This is a genomic window from Ferrovibrio sp., assembly GCF_964218355.1.
Classification (GTDB): Bacteria; Pseudomonadota; Alphaproteobacteria; order Ferrovibrionales; family Ferrovibrionaceae; genus Ferrovibrio.
The window spans coordinates 1-13,492 of sequence record NZ_CAXPMC010000025.1 but is presented as its reverse complement, the minus strand read 5'-3'; the positions used below and the strand labels follow the sequence as shown (position 1 = coordinate 13,492).

Below are 13,492 nucleotides of genomic sequence, written 5' to 3'. Positions count from 1 at the left end.
GCATGCAGGTCACCGCGCAGGCCTTCGAGGCCAATGCCCGCAAGGCGCTGCAGGACCCGAACCTGCGCAAGGCGATGGACATCATCGGCGGCCCGATGGCCAGCCGCCGGGTCGAAACCGCCCGCGAGCTGCCGGAATTCGATGCGCTCCGCGACGAAGGCGTGAAGATCAAGAATCACGTCCTGCAGCATATCGACCTGTATCTCGAAAAATTCGAGCAGCAGGTAACCGCGCGCGGCGGCAAGGTGCACTGGTGCCGCACGCCGCGCGAGGCGCGCGAAACCATCCTGGCACTGTGCCGGTCGCGCAATGCGAAGACGGTGACCAAGGGCAAGTCCATGGTCACCGAGGAAATCGGCCTGAATGCCTTCCTCGAGGCCCAGGGCATCCAGCCCATCGAGACGGATCTGGGCGAATACATCATCCAGCTGGCGCATGAGCCGCCCAGCCACATCATCGGCCCGGCCCTGCACAAGACCCGCGAACAGGTGGCCGAGCTGTTCGAGGAACACCATCCCGACTACGAACTGCCGCAATCGCCCGGGGTGAAGGCAGGGCCGCGCAGCAGCGATCCGCAGGCCCTGGTCACCGAGGCGCGGGCCGTGCTGCGCGAACGCTATTTCCAGGCCGATGTCGGCATCACCGGCGCGAATTTCCTGATCGCCGAGACCGGTGCCACGGTGATCGTGACCAACGAGGGCAACGGCGACCTGACCCAGTCGCTGCCGAAGATGCATATCGCCGTCTCCAGCATCGAGAAGGTGATTCCCAACCTGGAAGACCTCTCCACCATCCTGCGCATCCTCGCCCGCTCGGCCACCGGCCAGGAGATGAGCTGCTACACCACCCTGTCCTGCGGTCCGAAGCGGCCCGGCGACAAGGACGGGCCCGAGGAATTCCATGTCGTGCTGCTGGATAACGGCCGCAGCGAAATGCTGGGCACCGCCCTCGAACCGCTGATGCGCTGCATCCGCTGCGGCGCCTGCATGAACAACTGCCCGGTCTACCGCTCGGTCGGCGGTCATGCCTATGGCTGGGTCTATCCCGGCCCGATCGGCGCCGCGCTCGATCCGCACATGATCGGCCTGGAAACCGCGCGGCATCTGCCCAACGCCTCCACCTTCTGTGGCAAATGCGAGGAAGTCTGCCCGATGCGCATCCCGCTGCCGGATATCATGCGGCACTGGCGCGAGCAGGCCCATGCGCAGCAGATCACCCCGCCCCTGCAGCGCTGGGGCATCGAGGCCTGGGCCTTTGCCGCGAAGCGGCCGTGGCTGTACCGGCTGGGCAGCCGCATCGCCATTGCCGCCCTGCACATGCTGGGGCGGAAGCGCGGCGGGCGCTTTGCACGCCTTCCTCTCGCAGCGGGCTGGACCGATGGCCGCGACCTGCCGGCGCCGCAGGCGGCCGAGACCTTCATGGCGCAATACAGGCGCCGCAGGCGGGGAGGCGGCCGATGAGTGCGCGCGACAGGATTTTCGCCACGCTGCGCGCCGGCCTGAAGGACAGCGTGAATGACTCGGCGCGGCCGCGGGCGGTTGCCGGGCGCATCGCCGGCCATCCGCGCAACCTGGTGCCGCAGCGCGCGCAGATTCCGCATGCGCAGCAGGTGGATCTGTTTGTCGCCAAGGCCGAGGCGCTGACGGTGACGGTCGACCGCGTCGACAGCGCCGGCGCGGTGCCGGCGAAGATCGCCGATTATCTGGCACGGCATAACCTGCCGTCGACCCTGCGGGTGGCGCCCGACCCGCTGCTGGAATCGCTGCCCTGGAGCGAACGCCCGCTGCTGCAGGTGGAATACGGCCCCGGCCGCAGCCGGGATCTGGTCAGCGTCACCCCGGCCTTTGCCGGCATCGCCGAGACCGGAACCCTGATGCTGCATTCCTCGGCCACCACGCCGACCACCCTGCATTTCGTGCCGGACCATCATCTCGTCGTGATGCATGAAAGCCAGATCACCGGCGGGCTGGAGGATGCCTTCGCGCGGCTGCGCGACAAGCTGGGCGCGCCCGATGAAAGCTGGAGCGGGAACTGGCCACGCACGGTCAACTTCGTCACCGGGCCGTCGCGCACCGCCGATATCGAAGGCGTGCCGGTGCTGGGCGCCCATGGCCCGCGCCGGCTGCATATCGTGCTGATCAGAGATGGCGCCGCGGAAAACTAAGATCGCGCCGGCGCCGCTGGTGCCTGACCACGAGGTCTGGCAGCAGGTGGTGCAGTCGGCCCGGCCGCTGAAGAAGGCCGACACGGAACCGCGGCCGCTGGCGCCGCTGCCGAAGGTCTACCGGCCGGAGGGCGCGGGTCCGGCGGCCTATGCGAAGGCGGAGGCCCGGCCGCTGGCGCCGCTGCCGGCCGGCAGCGAACGGCCGCTGCCGCAGATGGACAAGCGCCTGCGCCAGCGGTTCCAGCGCGGCGAACTGCCGGTGGAAGCCCGCATCGACCTGCATGGCCTGACGCTGGCCAATGCCGAACGCGCGCTGTCGCGCTTCCTGCGCGACGGTATCGCGCAGCAGAAGCGCTGCCTGCTGGTGATCACCGGCAAGGGCAGTTCTGGCAGCAGCGCCGCCGAACTGGGTTTCCATCCCGGCCGCGGCGTGCTGCGCGCCTGGCTGCCGGATTACCTGCGTCGCGGCCCGTGGCGCGAGCAGGTGCTGGGCGTGGCGCCGGCCCGGCCCGATATGGGTGGCAGCGGCGCCTTCTACGTGCTGCTGCGCCGCCAGCGCGAGACATAAAGGCGGGCCCGGCGGGGTCGGGTCCGGTGCGGCGCGTCTTCCGGCCGCGGGGCCAATGCGAACCAATTCCGGTCATGCTTGCCAAGTCGCGGACCGCGGCAGAAAGTGGCGGCGCTTTCATCGCCGCCGCAGTAATCCCGCCACAGGCCGTCATGTCCCACCACGATTTCTTCTCCACCGATTACGCCACCGCCCGCCGGAAGTTCCTCGCCGCCGCTGCTGCTGCCGGCGGCAGCACCGAAAGCCTGCCGCATCCCCTGAAGGGCATCGCCGGCGAAGCTTTGTTCACCGATCTCGCCTGGTTCGGCCCGCGCGATGCGCGGGCGGTGCTGGTCACGGTGTCCGGCACCCACGGCATCGAGGGCTATTACGGTTCGGGCTGCCAGACCGGCTGGCTGGCCGAAGGCCGCATGGCGGAACTGCCGGCGGGCATGGCGATGCTGATGATCCATGCCTCCAATCCCTACGGCTTTTCCTGGGGCCGCCGGGTCAACGAAGACAACATGGACATCAACCGCAACTTCGTCGATTTCGATGCCGCGCCGCCGCCATCGAACCCGGCCTATGCCGAGGTGCATGACTGGCTGCTGCCGGAGGACTGGACGGATGCGACCGCCGCTGCCGTGCAGGCGAAGATGGCCGCCTATTTCGAGCGGGTCGGCGCGAAGGCCGCCAACCATGCGCTGGTCAGCGGCCAGCACAGCCATCCGGACGGCATTTTCTACGGCGGCAGGCAGGCCTGCTGGTCGCACCGCACCATCCGCGACATCTGCGGGCGGTATCTGGCGCAGGCGAAACGCATCTGCGTGATCGACTTCCATACCGGCCTCGGGCCCTTCGGCTATTCGGAGCTGATCTGCCGGCATGCGCCGGCCAGCGAACCGCTGCGGCTGGCCCAGGCCTGGTTCGGGGCGGCCGTCACCTCGCCGCAGATGGGCCAGTCGGACTCGCCGGTGATCGAGGGCAACCTGCGCATGGGCATCGCCCGCTTCTGCGCACCGGCGGTCACCGTGGCGATCAACATCGAGGTCGGCACCCTGCCGTCGCCGGAGGTGCGGCTGTCGGTGATCGCCGACAACTGGCTGCATCTGCGCGGCGATGTCTTCTCGCCGCAGGGCCGCGCGATCAAGGCGCAGATCCGCGCCGCCTTCTATCCCGACAGCGCGGGCTGGCGCGACCTGTGCTATCCGCGGGCCGTGGAAATCCAGCAGCAGGCTCTCGCCGGCCTTGCCGGCGAGTAAAAACCCGGGCCGGTTTCAGCCGCGGATGCGCTGTGGCGCCAGCGCCCGCGTCCCGGCCTGCAGGGCGGCATCCCAGCGCTGCAGGATGGCGTCGTAGCGGCCGTCGGCGCGGATACTCTGCAGCCCGGCATCGAAGGCCGCGCAGGCACCCGGATCATGGAAGGCGACGCCGTAGGGATTTTCCGGAAAGATCGGATGCTCGGTCACCGGCGGCGAGACATCGACGCCGGCATCCGGGCTCTGCATCAGGAAGCGGAAGATGCGGCGGTCGGCCACCACGATGTCGGTGCGGCCACTGAACAGGGCCCGCACCTGCAGCATCTGGTTGGCCACCTCGCGGTAGCGGTTGTTCAGCCGCTCCACCTGCGCCAGGGCCGGTCCCAGCAGGCGATGGGCGTTCTGGAATGCCATCACATCGTAATAGGCCAGGTCGTGGATCTCGTTGACCGGCAGCCGGTCGCGTTCCAGCGAGAAGGCCATGTTGCGGTAGGTCAGCACCGTGGCGCTCAGACAGCCGGGCAGGTCGAGCGAGGCGCTGGCCGGCGCGAAGGCATCCAGCTTTTTGCGGCGGAAATCCTCGGGCAGGCGGCCGAAGGGTTCGACATAGGGGCGCAGCACCAGATTGCCGGCAGCGGCGGCCGCACTGACCAGCTCGTATTCCAGGCCGCGCAGGCCGCCCTTGCCGTCGGCGATCACGTAGGGCGGGCTGTGACGGAATCCGATCACCAGCGGCCCGGCCGCCGCCGGCAGGGCGGCCGGCAGGAGCAGCAGGGCCGGCAGGATGGCCAGCAGGGCGGCCAAGCGGCCGGAAAGGCATAAGAACGGGCGATTGCGCGGAACCATGACAAAAGAATAGGTTGAAGCCCATGCGGCGGCAATTTGCATACATATGGTCGGCCGGCCGGCAGCGGGGCCGGGCATGACGCCCTTCGGTGCCCGCATGCGCAGCCTGCGCCAGGCGCGCGGCATCACCCTGAAGCAGATGGCGGCCGATCTTGGCGTCTCGGCGGCCTATCTCTCGGCGCTGGAACACGGCCATCGCGGCCGGCCGAGCTGGCTGCTGCTGCAGCGGATCTGCGGCTACCTGAACATCATCTGGGACGAGGCCGACGCGCTGGCCGACCTGGCCCGGCTGTCGCATCCGAAGGTCAGCATCGACACGGCCGGCCTCAGCCCGCGCGCCACCCTTCTGGCCAACGAACTGGCGCGGCGCATCGGCGATCTCGACGAGGCGAAGCTCGACCAGCTGCTGAAGCTGCTGCGTGGCTGATTGCCGTCCGGCTTTATCGCCCGGTATTCGACTTTCCGGTATTCGACTTTCCGGTCTTCACCTTCCGGCGGCCGGCCGCGGTGCCGCCAGCCGCATGCCGGCATCGATCAGCAGGGTCTCGCCGGTGATGTTCGGTGCCGCGGTCAGGAAGAAGGCGATGCTCTCGGCAATGTCCTCGGGCCGGTTGGTGCGCCCCAGCGGCGCCAGTGCATTCCAGGCGGCGCGGGTTGCCTCGTAGGCGGCCGCGCCCATGCCTTCCTTCAGCCAGTCGCCCTCGACGAAGCCGGGGCAGACATTGTTGATCCGCACCTCCGGCCCCAGCACGCGGGCAAGGCCCAGCGCCAGGCCGTTCAGCGCCGCCTTCGAGGCCACATAGGCCAGCGACGAGCCGATGGCGGTGACGGCGGCGGTGGACGAAACATTGACCACCGCGCCCCCTGTGGCGCGCAGATAGCTCTCGGCGGCGCGGATCATCTGGAAGGGACCGATGGTATTGACGGCGTAGATGCGCTGGAAGTCGTCGGCCGACAGGCCGTCGAGATCCTTGTGGGCGACGAACTTCGTGGTGCCCGCATTGTTGACGAGGAAATCGAGATGGCCGAAATGCGCCACCGTCTCGTCGACGATGCGCCGGCAGGTGGCATCGTCGGCGACGTCGCCCTGCACGAGGAAGGCCCGGCCGCCGGCCGCCCCGCAGGCGGCCGCCACGGCCTCGGCGGCCGGGCGGCTTTTCGAGAAATTGACCGCCACCGCGCAGCCGTGCCCGGCCAGCAGCTTCGCCGTCGCCGCGCCGATGCCGCTGGATGCGCCGGTGATCAGCGCCACGCGGCCCTTCAGGTCTTCCGCCATCGTTTCCTCCATTCCGTTGCCGGAAGGAAACGCTGCTCCGCCGGCCGGGTCAAGTCCGGCCGCGACGGAAGGCGGCAGCCTAGAGGATATACTTGCTGAGGTCGCTGTTGCCGGCGAGGTCGCCGATGCGCTGCTGCACATAGGCGGCGTCGATAGTCACGGTCTGGCCGGAATGGTCGGCCGCCGTGAAGCTGATTTCCTCCAGCACCCGTTCGAGGATGGTGTGCAGCCGGCGCGCGCCAATATTCTCGATGCCTTCATTGACGTCGAAGGCGATCTTGGCCAGCGCGTCGATGGCGTCGTCGGTGAAATCCAGCGTCACCTGTTCGGTGGCCAGCAAGGCCACATACTGCTTCAGCAGGCTGGCTTCCGGCTCGGTCAGGATGCGCTTGAAATCCTCGCGGGTCAGGCCCTTCAGCTCGACGCGGATCGGCAGCCGGCCCTGCAGCTCGGGCAGCAGGTCGCTCGGCTTGGCCATCGAGAAGGCGCCGGATGCGATGAACAGGATATGGTCGGTTTTCACCGTGCCGTGCTTGGTGTTGACGACGGTGCCCTCGATCAGCGGCAGCAGGTCGCGCTGCACGCCCTCGCGGGAAACGTCGCCGCCGCCGCGGTATTCGCTGCGGGCGCAGATCTTGTCGATCTCGTCGAGGAAGACGATGCCGTTCTGCTCGACGGCGGTGATCGCCTCCTTCACCAGGCTGTCCTGGTCGAGCAGCTTGTCGCTCTCTTCCTGGGTCAGCGCCTTCATCGCCTCGCCGACATGGGTCTTGCGCGGCTTGCCGCGCAGGCCGCCGAAGGCCTTGCCCAGCATGTCCTGCAGGTTGGCCATGCCCATCTGGGCGCCGGGCATGCCCGGAATCTCGAACATCGGCATGCCGCCCATGCCGCCATCCTTCAGCTCGATCTCGATCTCGCGCTTGTCGAGTTCGCCCTCGCGCAGCATCTTGCGGAATTTCTGCCGCGTCTCGACGCCGGCCTTCTCGCCGACCAGGGCATCCAGCAGGCGTTCTTCCGCCGCCAGCTCGGCGCGGGCGGTGACCTCCCGGCGGCGTTTCTCGCGGATCATGGTCAGCGCGCCTTCCAGCAGGTCGCGCACGATCTGCTCGACATCGCGGCCGACATAGCCGACCTCGGTGAACTTGGTGGCCTCGACCTTGAGGAACGGCGCGTTGGCCAGCCTGGCCAGCCGGCGCGAGATCTCGGTCTTGCCCACTCCGGTCGGGCCGATCATCAGGATGTTTTTCGGCAGCACCTCCTCGCGCAGGCCCTCGGGCAGCTGCTGGCGGCGCCAGCGGTTGCGCAGGGCGACGGCGACGGCCTTCTTGGCCTCGGCCTGGCCGACGATGTAGCGGTCGAGTTCGGAGACGATTTCGCGCGGCGAGAAGGAGGTCATGACAGCTTTTCGACGATGATGTTGCGGTTGGTATAGACGCAGATGTCGGCGGCGATGTTCAGGCTTTTGCGCGCGATCGCCTCGGCATCCATGTCGGTGCGGTCGATCAGGGCGCGCGCGGCGGCCAGCGCGTAGTTGCCGCCCGAGCCGATGCCGATCAGGCCGTCCTCGGGTTCCAGCACGTCGCCGGTGCCGGTCAGCACCAGCGAGACGGACTTGTCGGCCACCGCCATCATCGCCTCCAGCCGGCGCAGGTAGCGGTCGGTGCGCCAGTCCTTGGCCAGTTCGACGCAGGCGCGGGCCAGCTGGCCCGGATGCCGCTCCAGCTTGGCTTCCAGCCGCTCGAACAGGGTGAAGGCATCCGCGGTGGCGCCGGCGAAGCCGGCCAGGATCGAGCCGTCACCGATGCGGCGCACCTTGCGGGCATTCGACTTGATCACGGTCTGGCCAAGGCTGACCTGGCCGTCGCCGGCCAGCACAACCTGCCCGTCCTTGCGGACGGCAAGGATGGTGGTGCCGTGCCAGACCGGCACTGGATCGTTGCTGCTGCTCATGGCGGGGGAAATCCTCAATCTGCGACAGGGCGTTCATGTAGGGAGGCGGCACAGGATACGCAAGCCGGGGGCAGCCCGCAGCCCCTTCCGGCGCCCGTCCGGCGGGCCTGCGCGGCTTGTGGATGGGTTGCGTAACCCACTGGGATTGCGACTTTCCGGTGCGGATGCCCCCCTCGACTCCCGACGGTCCCTGCCCTAGACTCATGCCTGAGCGGTCAGGTGTGGGGCCGCGGGGGGTGTGCATGAATTACCTGGTCGACACGTCTGGTCGCTGGTGGCGCTGGCCCTCGGAAACACTGGCCGAGCGACTTGGCTATCCCGATCCCGATTTCGACCTCGCCGCCTATGCGGCGCGCAACCTGGGCTATGTCTGGCTCGAGGTGCGGGCCGATGTCACCCTGCTGCAGTTCCGGGCCGGCATGCTGTCCGATGCGGTGCTGGCGGCGCTGCGGCCCTATCTGGTCAAGGCGATCCGTGAGAAGCCGGTCGGGCTGGTCTATTTCGCCAGCGGCTGGCTGGAGGAGGCGTTCTTCGATTCCGCGCCGCTGCTGGAGCGGATCGGGGAGCTGGCGACCCTGCGCGAGCCGCGCATGCGCGACCTGTTCATCCGCAAGCCCTATGATCCGATCCGCTGGAGCAAGAGCGGCCAGACCGACCTGTCGAGCCTGTTCGACATCTGGCGCTTCACCGACGGCACCTATTCCGAACCGATCCAGCGCTACCTGCGCAATTCCGGCCTGATCACCCGCACGGTGATGCTGAACGGCGAAAACGACGGCAACCTGTCGATCATGTATGGGGGCGGCGGCTTCTCGGTCTATGACAGCTTCTCCTTCGCCAGCACGGTGGGGCGCAGCATTGCCGACCAGCCCGACCGCGCCTATGGCGCCTGGGTGACGCAGTCCTATGCGGCCTGCCGGGGCAACGGCGATCCGCAGATCGACGATATCGATGCGATCGTCGAGGAGCCGGGCCACGATCCGCGCCGGCGCCGCTACCAGCGCCTGATCCTGCGGTGGAAGCTGCCGACAGGGGAAACAGTCCTGACCGGCAGCTCCATCCTCAATCCGAAACTGTCGATCCCGCTGGATATCGGGGCCGACTGATCCGGTCTGCACCGCGCGGCTTTCAGCCGGCCGGCACCGCCGGCGGCGGATCGCCAGCAATCCCCGTCTGGCCGGCGGCCGCGGCCGCGCGGCGGGCATCGTCGTCCAGGGATTCACGGAACCGGCCGAGATCGGCCAGCAGCTCCGCCTGCGGCATCCAGACCAGGGCGCCGAGATAGCGCGGGCTGACCGCCGAGCCGAGCCATTCGATGCCGGGCTCGATGCGGTCGTAGCCATAGGCTGCCGCCACGCCCTTCTCCACCAGCGCCATCGACACAAGGCTGATGGTGAAATCGGTGCCCCAGCGCGTCATCGCCAGCGCCCGCGAGATGCGTGGCAGGATTTTCGGCAGGCTGCGGCCGCGATAGTCCGGATGGATCCAGGTCGAGCCCGAGAAGACGACGCGGCCGTGGATCGCCGTGGCGCTGGGGCTGGTCACGCTGCAGGTTTCGCCCGGCCGCTTCTGCGCATCCGGGTCCTTGTAGAACAGGCGCAGGCTGGTCAGGTAATCGGCCAGCGTTTCCTTGCCCATGTCATAGAAATGCGCCGCCTGGGTGGAGATGATCTCGCCATCGGCATTGCGGCCGATCAGCCAGTAGCCGCAGCTGGCATCGATGCCGTAGGCGGGATCGAAGCTCGGTGCGAGGCCGTGCCAGTGCTTGAGATTCATCTTGTTGACCTCGCGCAGCAATTCGAAATCGGTGCTGAGCGTGAGGAAAACCCCGCGGTCGCGGGCCGCCTTGTCGGCCTCCAGGAAAAAGCGGCCGAGCTGCTCGCGCGGGCCGTGGTTGAGAATGAGCTGGTCCGGCAGGCGCTGGCTGCGGGTCTGCAGGAGCCGGGTTTTCAGGGTGTGAATGGTCATCCATGCCTCCATTAAGTGTGGACGGCCGGATGATTGCACTTCCCTGCGCCAGATTCTCAGGAAGATGACAGCTTGAGGCTGATCTCCTGTGGACAACTACGTCAGATAGGATTGCGCGGACAAAACAGAGCCTGTGCCTGTATGGCGGCCCCGAAACAAAACGGGCTGCGGCATAGCCGCAGCCCGGTACAGGTAAAACGGGAGGAAGGTTGCGGCCGGATCAGGCCGTTTCGTCGCTGCTGGCAGCGGCGACAGGCTGTTCGCCTTCGCCCTCACCCTCGTCCTTGCCGCTGTAGGAGGAGGCAGCGGCCTTGATCAGCTGGAAGATGCGGTCGCGCACGGTGGCGTCGCTGATCTTGCCGAAATTGCGCACCAGCTCGAGCGCCTGGCGGCGCGAAACCGGGCTCTTGTCCTGCTCGATCTCGGAAACCACGGCATGTTCGGGGCGGGCCTGCGGCTGCTGGTCGACGCCGGGCATATCCTCGAAGAAATAGGACGGCGGCACGTTGAGAATCTGGGCGAACTGCTGCAGGCGGCTGGCGCCGATGCGGTTGAGGCCCTTTTCGTATTTCTGGATCTGCTGGAAGCTCAGGCTGACCGCGGCACCCAGCCGCTCCTGGCTGAAGCCCGCCAGCGTGCGGCAGGCGCGCAGGCGCGAGCCGACATGGGCATCATATGGGTTCGGTTTCCGCATCACCTTCTCCATTAAAAGTGAGTCAAAGGTTGCAATAATGATAGTGTCTTTACCACCAGTTGCCAGCGGCTGCTACCGGGTTGTACAGGCGGCATGGCCCTGGCCGTGACGGGCCGGCGCCTAGGCCGCCGGTCGGCGGCTTTCCTGAATCTATCCGATTCGATAACAGGTTAGGCGGCCGCAGCGCAAGGGCGGTTCGCCTTGCGCGGTCATTCGGACTACGCCGGCACAATGTAAAATTTTGGTAATGCGTCACCTTTGCGGGTGGGGCCGGCATTTCTGCCGGCCGGCGGTGGTGATGCTTGACCGCGGCGCGGCCGCCCGCAAATCTGCCGGATCAGACAATGGAGGAAGCGCCCGGACCGGGCTGGCAGGGGCGGCCGCGGATTGGCCGTGACGCCCCGTCAGGGGGTCTGATGCTTGGTGTATGCCGCCGGACAGCCAACCGGCCCGTCCGCAGTCTTTGCCGTTCCGCCGATAAACGGGGCTTATCTCCGGTCATCCGAACTCGCGATTGGACAACCGCGGGCCGGCCATGCTGCGGTCGGCCTCCCGCCATGGCTGTCCCCGCATGACTGTCCCCGTCCGTCCTTTCTGTGCTGTTTCCGCCCGCCCTGTTTCCGCCCGGTCCATTCTCACCCGGCCTGCCGCCGCGCCTGCCGGTGCCGTGCACCATGCCGTTTTGCCAGGAGTCGCCTGATGTCGCTTTCCGCACCCGTCGCCGCCACCGCCCAGGAACCAGCGCCCGGGGATCAGCCGCCGGCCCGGCCGCGTCGCCAGCCGCCGCTGCTGGTCTGGCTGTCCGGCCTGGGCATCCGGGCCCGCATCGCCGCCGGCTTCGCCATCGCCCTGCTGCTGCTGCTGGTGGTGGCTGCCGCTGCGGTGCTCGGCATCCAGCGCGGCGAGCAGGCCTTCGGCACCTATGATGCCATCACCGAGAATGGCCGCCGGATCCAGAAATTCGAGCGCGACATCGTCGATCTGCGCCGCAGCCTGCTGCTTTATGTGGAGCGTGACGATCCGCGCGGCCTGCTCGGCACCCGCCGGCTGGAGCCGGCGCTGCGCGACGGGATCGCAGCGGCGGTGGCCGCCGAAACCGACAGCCAGCGCCGGGCATTGCTCGAACAGATTCCGCCGCTGCTCGACCGGGTCTTCGGCAATCTCGGCGAGGCGATCGACGCCCGCAACACGCTCAAGCAGATCAAGGGCAGCCAGCTCGATGTCTACGGGCCGAAGGCCCATGAGGAGCTGATGCAGCTGATCCGCGCGGCGATGCGCGGCAACGACATGGCCACCGCCGCCGAGGCCGGCCTGGTGATGGATGCGCTGTCCGAGATCCGCCTGGCCGCCAACCAGTTCATCGGCCAGGGCGACATGGCGAAAGCCAGCGAGGCCCGCGCCAAGGTGAAGGTCTTCGTCGAGCTGATCGACAGCCTGAAGGGGGCGCTCGACAAGCCGGCGCTGAAGGAGCAGGCCGAGAATGCCGAGAACTTCGCCCGCCAGTACGAGGCCGGCATCATCAACGCCGCCAGCGCCGCCGCCGACATGAACCGGCTGATCTACCAGACCATGGAAGAGGATATCGGCCGGATCGCCGATCTGACCGCCCAGGTGCAGACCAGCGAACAGGCCGAGTTGCAGGCCGAGCAGTCTGCGGCGGCGCTGGCCTTCCGCGCCACCTTCCTGACCGTGCTGGTCCTGTCGGCGGTCGCGCTGGCGGTCGGGCTGCTGTTCGCCGTGCTGATCGGCCGCAACATCGCCAATCCGATCGCCGCCCTGACCGGGGCGATGACGACGCTGGCCGCCGGCGACTATGCCACTGCCGTGCCGGGCCTGCAGCGCCGCGACGAGATCGGACGCATGGCGGCGGCGGTCGAGGTGTTCAAGCAGAATGGCGCCGAGAACGAGCGCCTGCGCGGCGAGGTCGAGGCCGAGCGTCAGGCGGCCGAACGCCGCCGCGCCGAACAGGAGGCCCTGCTCGACCGTGCCGTGGGCGAGATCGTCGCCGCCGCGGCCGGCGGCGACCTGACCCGCCGCATCGACACCGCGCCGCTGCAGGGCGCCGCGGAAACGCTGGGCAGCGGCATCAACCGCCTGCTCGATGCGGTGGCGGGCGCCATCGATGCGGTCGGCACCGTGCTGGCCGGCCTGGCCGAGGGCGACCTGACCCGGCGGGTTGCCGGCGACTATGCCGGCGTCTTCGCCCGCCTGCAGCAGGACGTGAACACCGCCGGCAGCACGCTGGGCGAAACCCTGCGCCATATCGCCGACAGTGCCGGCACGGTGCGGGCGGCCGCCGGCGAGATTTCCGCCGGCAGCCAGGACCTGGCCAGCCGCACGGAATCCCAGGCGGCGACGCTGGAGCAGACCGCGGCAGCGATGCACGAGGTGACCGCGACGGTGAAGCAGAATGCCGACAATGCCCAGGCGGCGAACCAGCTGGCGGTGGCCGCCCGCGACACGGCGGAAAAGGGCGGTTCGGTCGTCGCTGATGCCGTCGCCGCGGTGACCCGGATCGAGGAGAGCGCGCAGAAGATCGCCGACATCGTCGGCCTGATCGACGAGATCGCCTTCCAGACCAACCTGCTGGCGCTGAACGCCTCGGTGGAAGCGGCCCGCGCGGGCGAGGCCGGCAAGGGCTTCGCCGTCGTCGCGCAGGAGGTGCGGGCCCTGGCGCAGCGTTCGGCGAATGCCTCGAAGGACATCAAGGCACTGATCGCCACGTCGAATGCCCAGGTGAAGACCGGGGCGGCGCTGGTGAACCAGACCGGCGCCAGCCTCACCGAGA

At 68.2% G+C, this 13,492-nt stretch carries 13 protein-coding genes; 7 read left to right on the top strand and 6 right to left on the bottom strand.

From position 1 onward, the window contains the following. Positions 1-2: 2 nt before the first annotated feature. From ACEQZY_RS17670 to ACEQZY_RS17655, 4 genes are all read left to right on the top strand, one after another. Positions 3-1,460, top strand: a complete 1,458-nt coding sequence (locus ACEQZY_RS17670; RefSeq protein WP_370156252.1) for a LutB/LldF family L-lactate oxidation iron-sulfur protein — start codon at positions 3-5, stop codon at positions 1,458-1,460. After that, entirely contained in the window at positions 1,457-2,164 is a 708-nt protein-coding gene (locus ACEQZY_RS17665; RefSeq protein ID WP_370156191.1) for a lactate utilization protein C, read from the top strand. Before ACEQZY_RS17670 ends, ACEQZY_RS17665 begins: the two co-directional genes overlap by 4 nt. Further along, entirely contained in the window at positions 2,145-2,732 is a 588-nt protein-coding gene (locus tag ACEQZY_RS17660) for a Smr/MutS family protein (RefSeq protein ID WP_370156190.1), read from the top strand. The genes ACEQZY_RS17665 and ACEQZY_RS17660 overlap by 20 nt, the downstream gene beginning before the upstream one ends. Positions 2,733-2,884: 152 nt before the next feature. Continuing rightward, positions 2,885-3,973 (top strand): M14 family metallopeptidase, encoded by a 1,089-nt coding sequence (locus ACEQZY_RS17655; protein WP_341704631.1) that lies wholly within the window; start codon positions 2,885-2,887, stop codon positions 3,971-3,973. 15 nt (positions 3,974-3,988) lie between these two features. Here the strand turns inward: ACEQZY_RS17655 and ACEQZY_RS17650 are convergent, their stop codons facing one another. Beyond that, the gene (locus ACEQZY_RS17650; RefSeq protein ID WP_370156188.1) at positions 3,989-4,774 is read right to left on the bottom strand and encodes a substrate-binding periplasmic protein; all 786 of its coding nucleotides are present in this window, start codon (positions 4,772-4,774) and stop codon (positions 3,989-3,991) included. 118 nt (positions 4,775-4,892) lie between these two features. Here ACEQZY_RS17650 and ACEQZY_RS17645 point away from each other — a divergent pair, with 118 nt between their 5' ends. Next, entirely contained in the window at positions 4,893-5,243 is a 351-nt protein-coding gene (locus ACEQZY_RS17645) for a helix-turn-helix domain-containing protein (protein ID WP_341704629.1), read from the top strand. Positions 5,244-5,300: 57 nt separating this feature from the next. Here the strand turns inward: ACEQZY_RS17645 and ACEQZY_RS17640 are convergent, their stop codons facing one another. The 3 genes from ACEQZY_RS17640 to hslV form a co-directional block, all read right to left on the bottom strand. Beyond that, positions 5,301-6,092 (bottom strand): SDR family NAD(P)-dependent oxidoreductase, encoded by a 792-nt coding sequence (locus ACEQZY_RS17640; RefSeq protein ID WP_370156186.1) that lies wholly within the window; start codon positions 6,090-6,092, stop codon positions 5,301-5,303. A gap of 79 nt (positions 6,093-6,171) precedes the next feature. After that, positions 6,172-7,488, bottom strand: coding sequence for an ATP-dependent protease ATPase subunit HslU (gene hslU / locus ACEQZY_RS17635; RefSeq protein WP_341705107.1), 1,317 nt, complete (start codon positions 7,486-7,488; stop codon positions 6,172-6,174). Further along, positions 7,485-8,042: an ATP-dependent protease subunit HslV gene (gene hslV / locus ACEQZY_RS17630; protein WP_341705108.1), complete on the bottom strand. Its 558-nt coding sequence runs from the start codon at positions 8,040-8,042 to the stop codon at positions 7,485-7,487. Before hslV ends, hslU begins: the two co-directional genes overlap by 4 nt. Positions 8,043-8,284: 242 nt before the next feature. Here hslV and ACEQZY_RS17625 point away from each other — a divergent pair, with 242 nt between their 5' ends. Then, complete coding sequence (locus ACEQZY_RS17625; RefSeq protein WP_341705109.1) at positions 8,285-9,148, top strand: hypothetical protein; 864 nt, start codon at positions 8,285-8,287, stop codon at positions 9,146-9,148. A gap of 22 nt (positions 9,149-9,170) precedes the next feature. Here the strand turns inward: ACEQZY_RS17625 and ACEQZY_RS17620 are convergent, their stop codons facing one another. Beyond that, on the bottom strand, positions 9,171-10,010 hold the full coding sequence (locus ACEQZY_RS17620) for a hypothetical protein (RefSeq protein WP_370156184.1): 840 nt from the start codon (positions 10,008-10,010) through the stop codon (positions 9,171-9,173). Between the two features lie 220 nt (positions 10,011-10,230). After that, positions 10,231-10,704 carry a helix-turn-helix domain-containing protein gene (locus tag ACEQZY_RS17615; RefSeq protein ID WP_370156182.1) on the bottom strand — a complete coding sequence of 158 codons (474 nt, stop codon included), beginning with the start codon at positions 10,702-10,704 and terminating at the stop codon, positions 10,231-10,233. Between the two features lie 699 nt (positions 10,705-11,403). On the opposite strand from ACEQZY_RS17615, the gene ACEQZY_RS17610 reads away from it, so the two are divergent. Then, positions 11,404-13,492: methyl-accepting chemotaxis protein (locus ACEQZY_RS17610; protein ID WP_370156181.1), on the top strand; the 2,089-nt coding region annotated here is incomplete at its 3' end.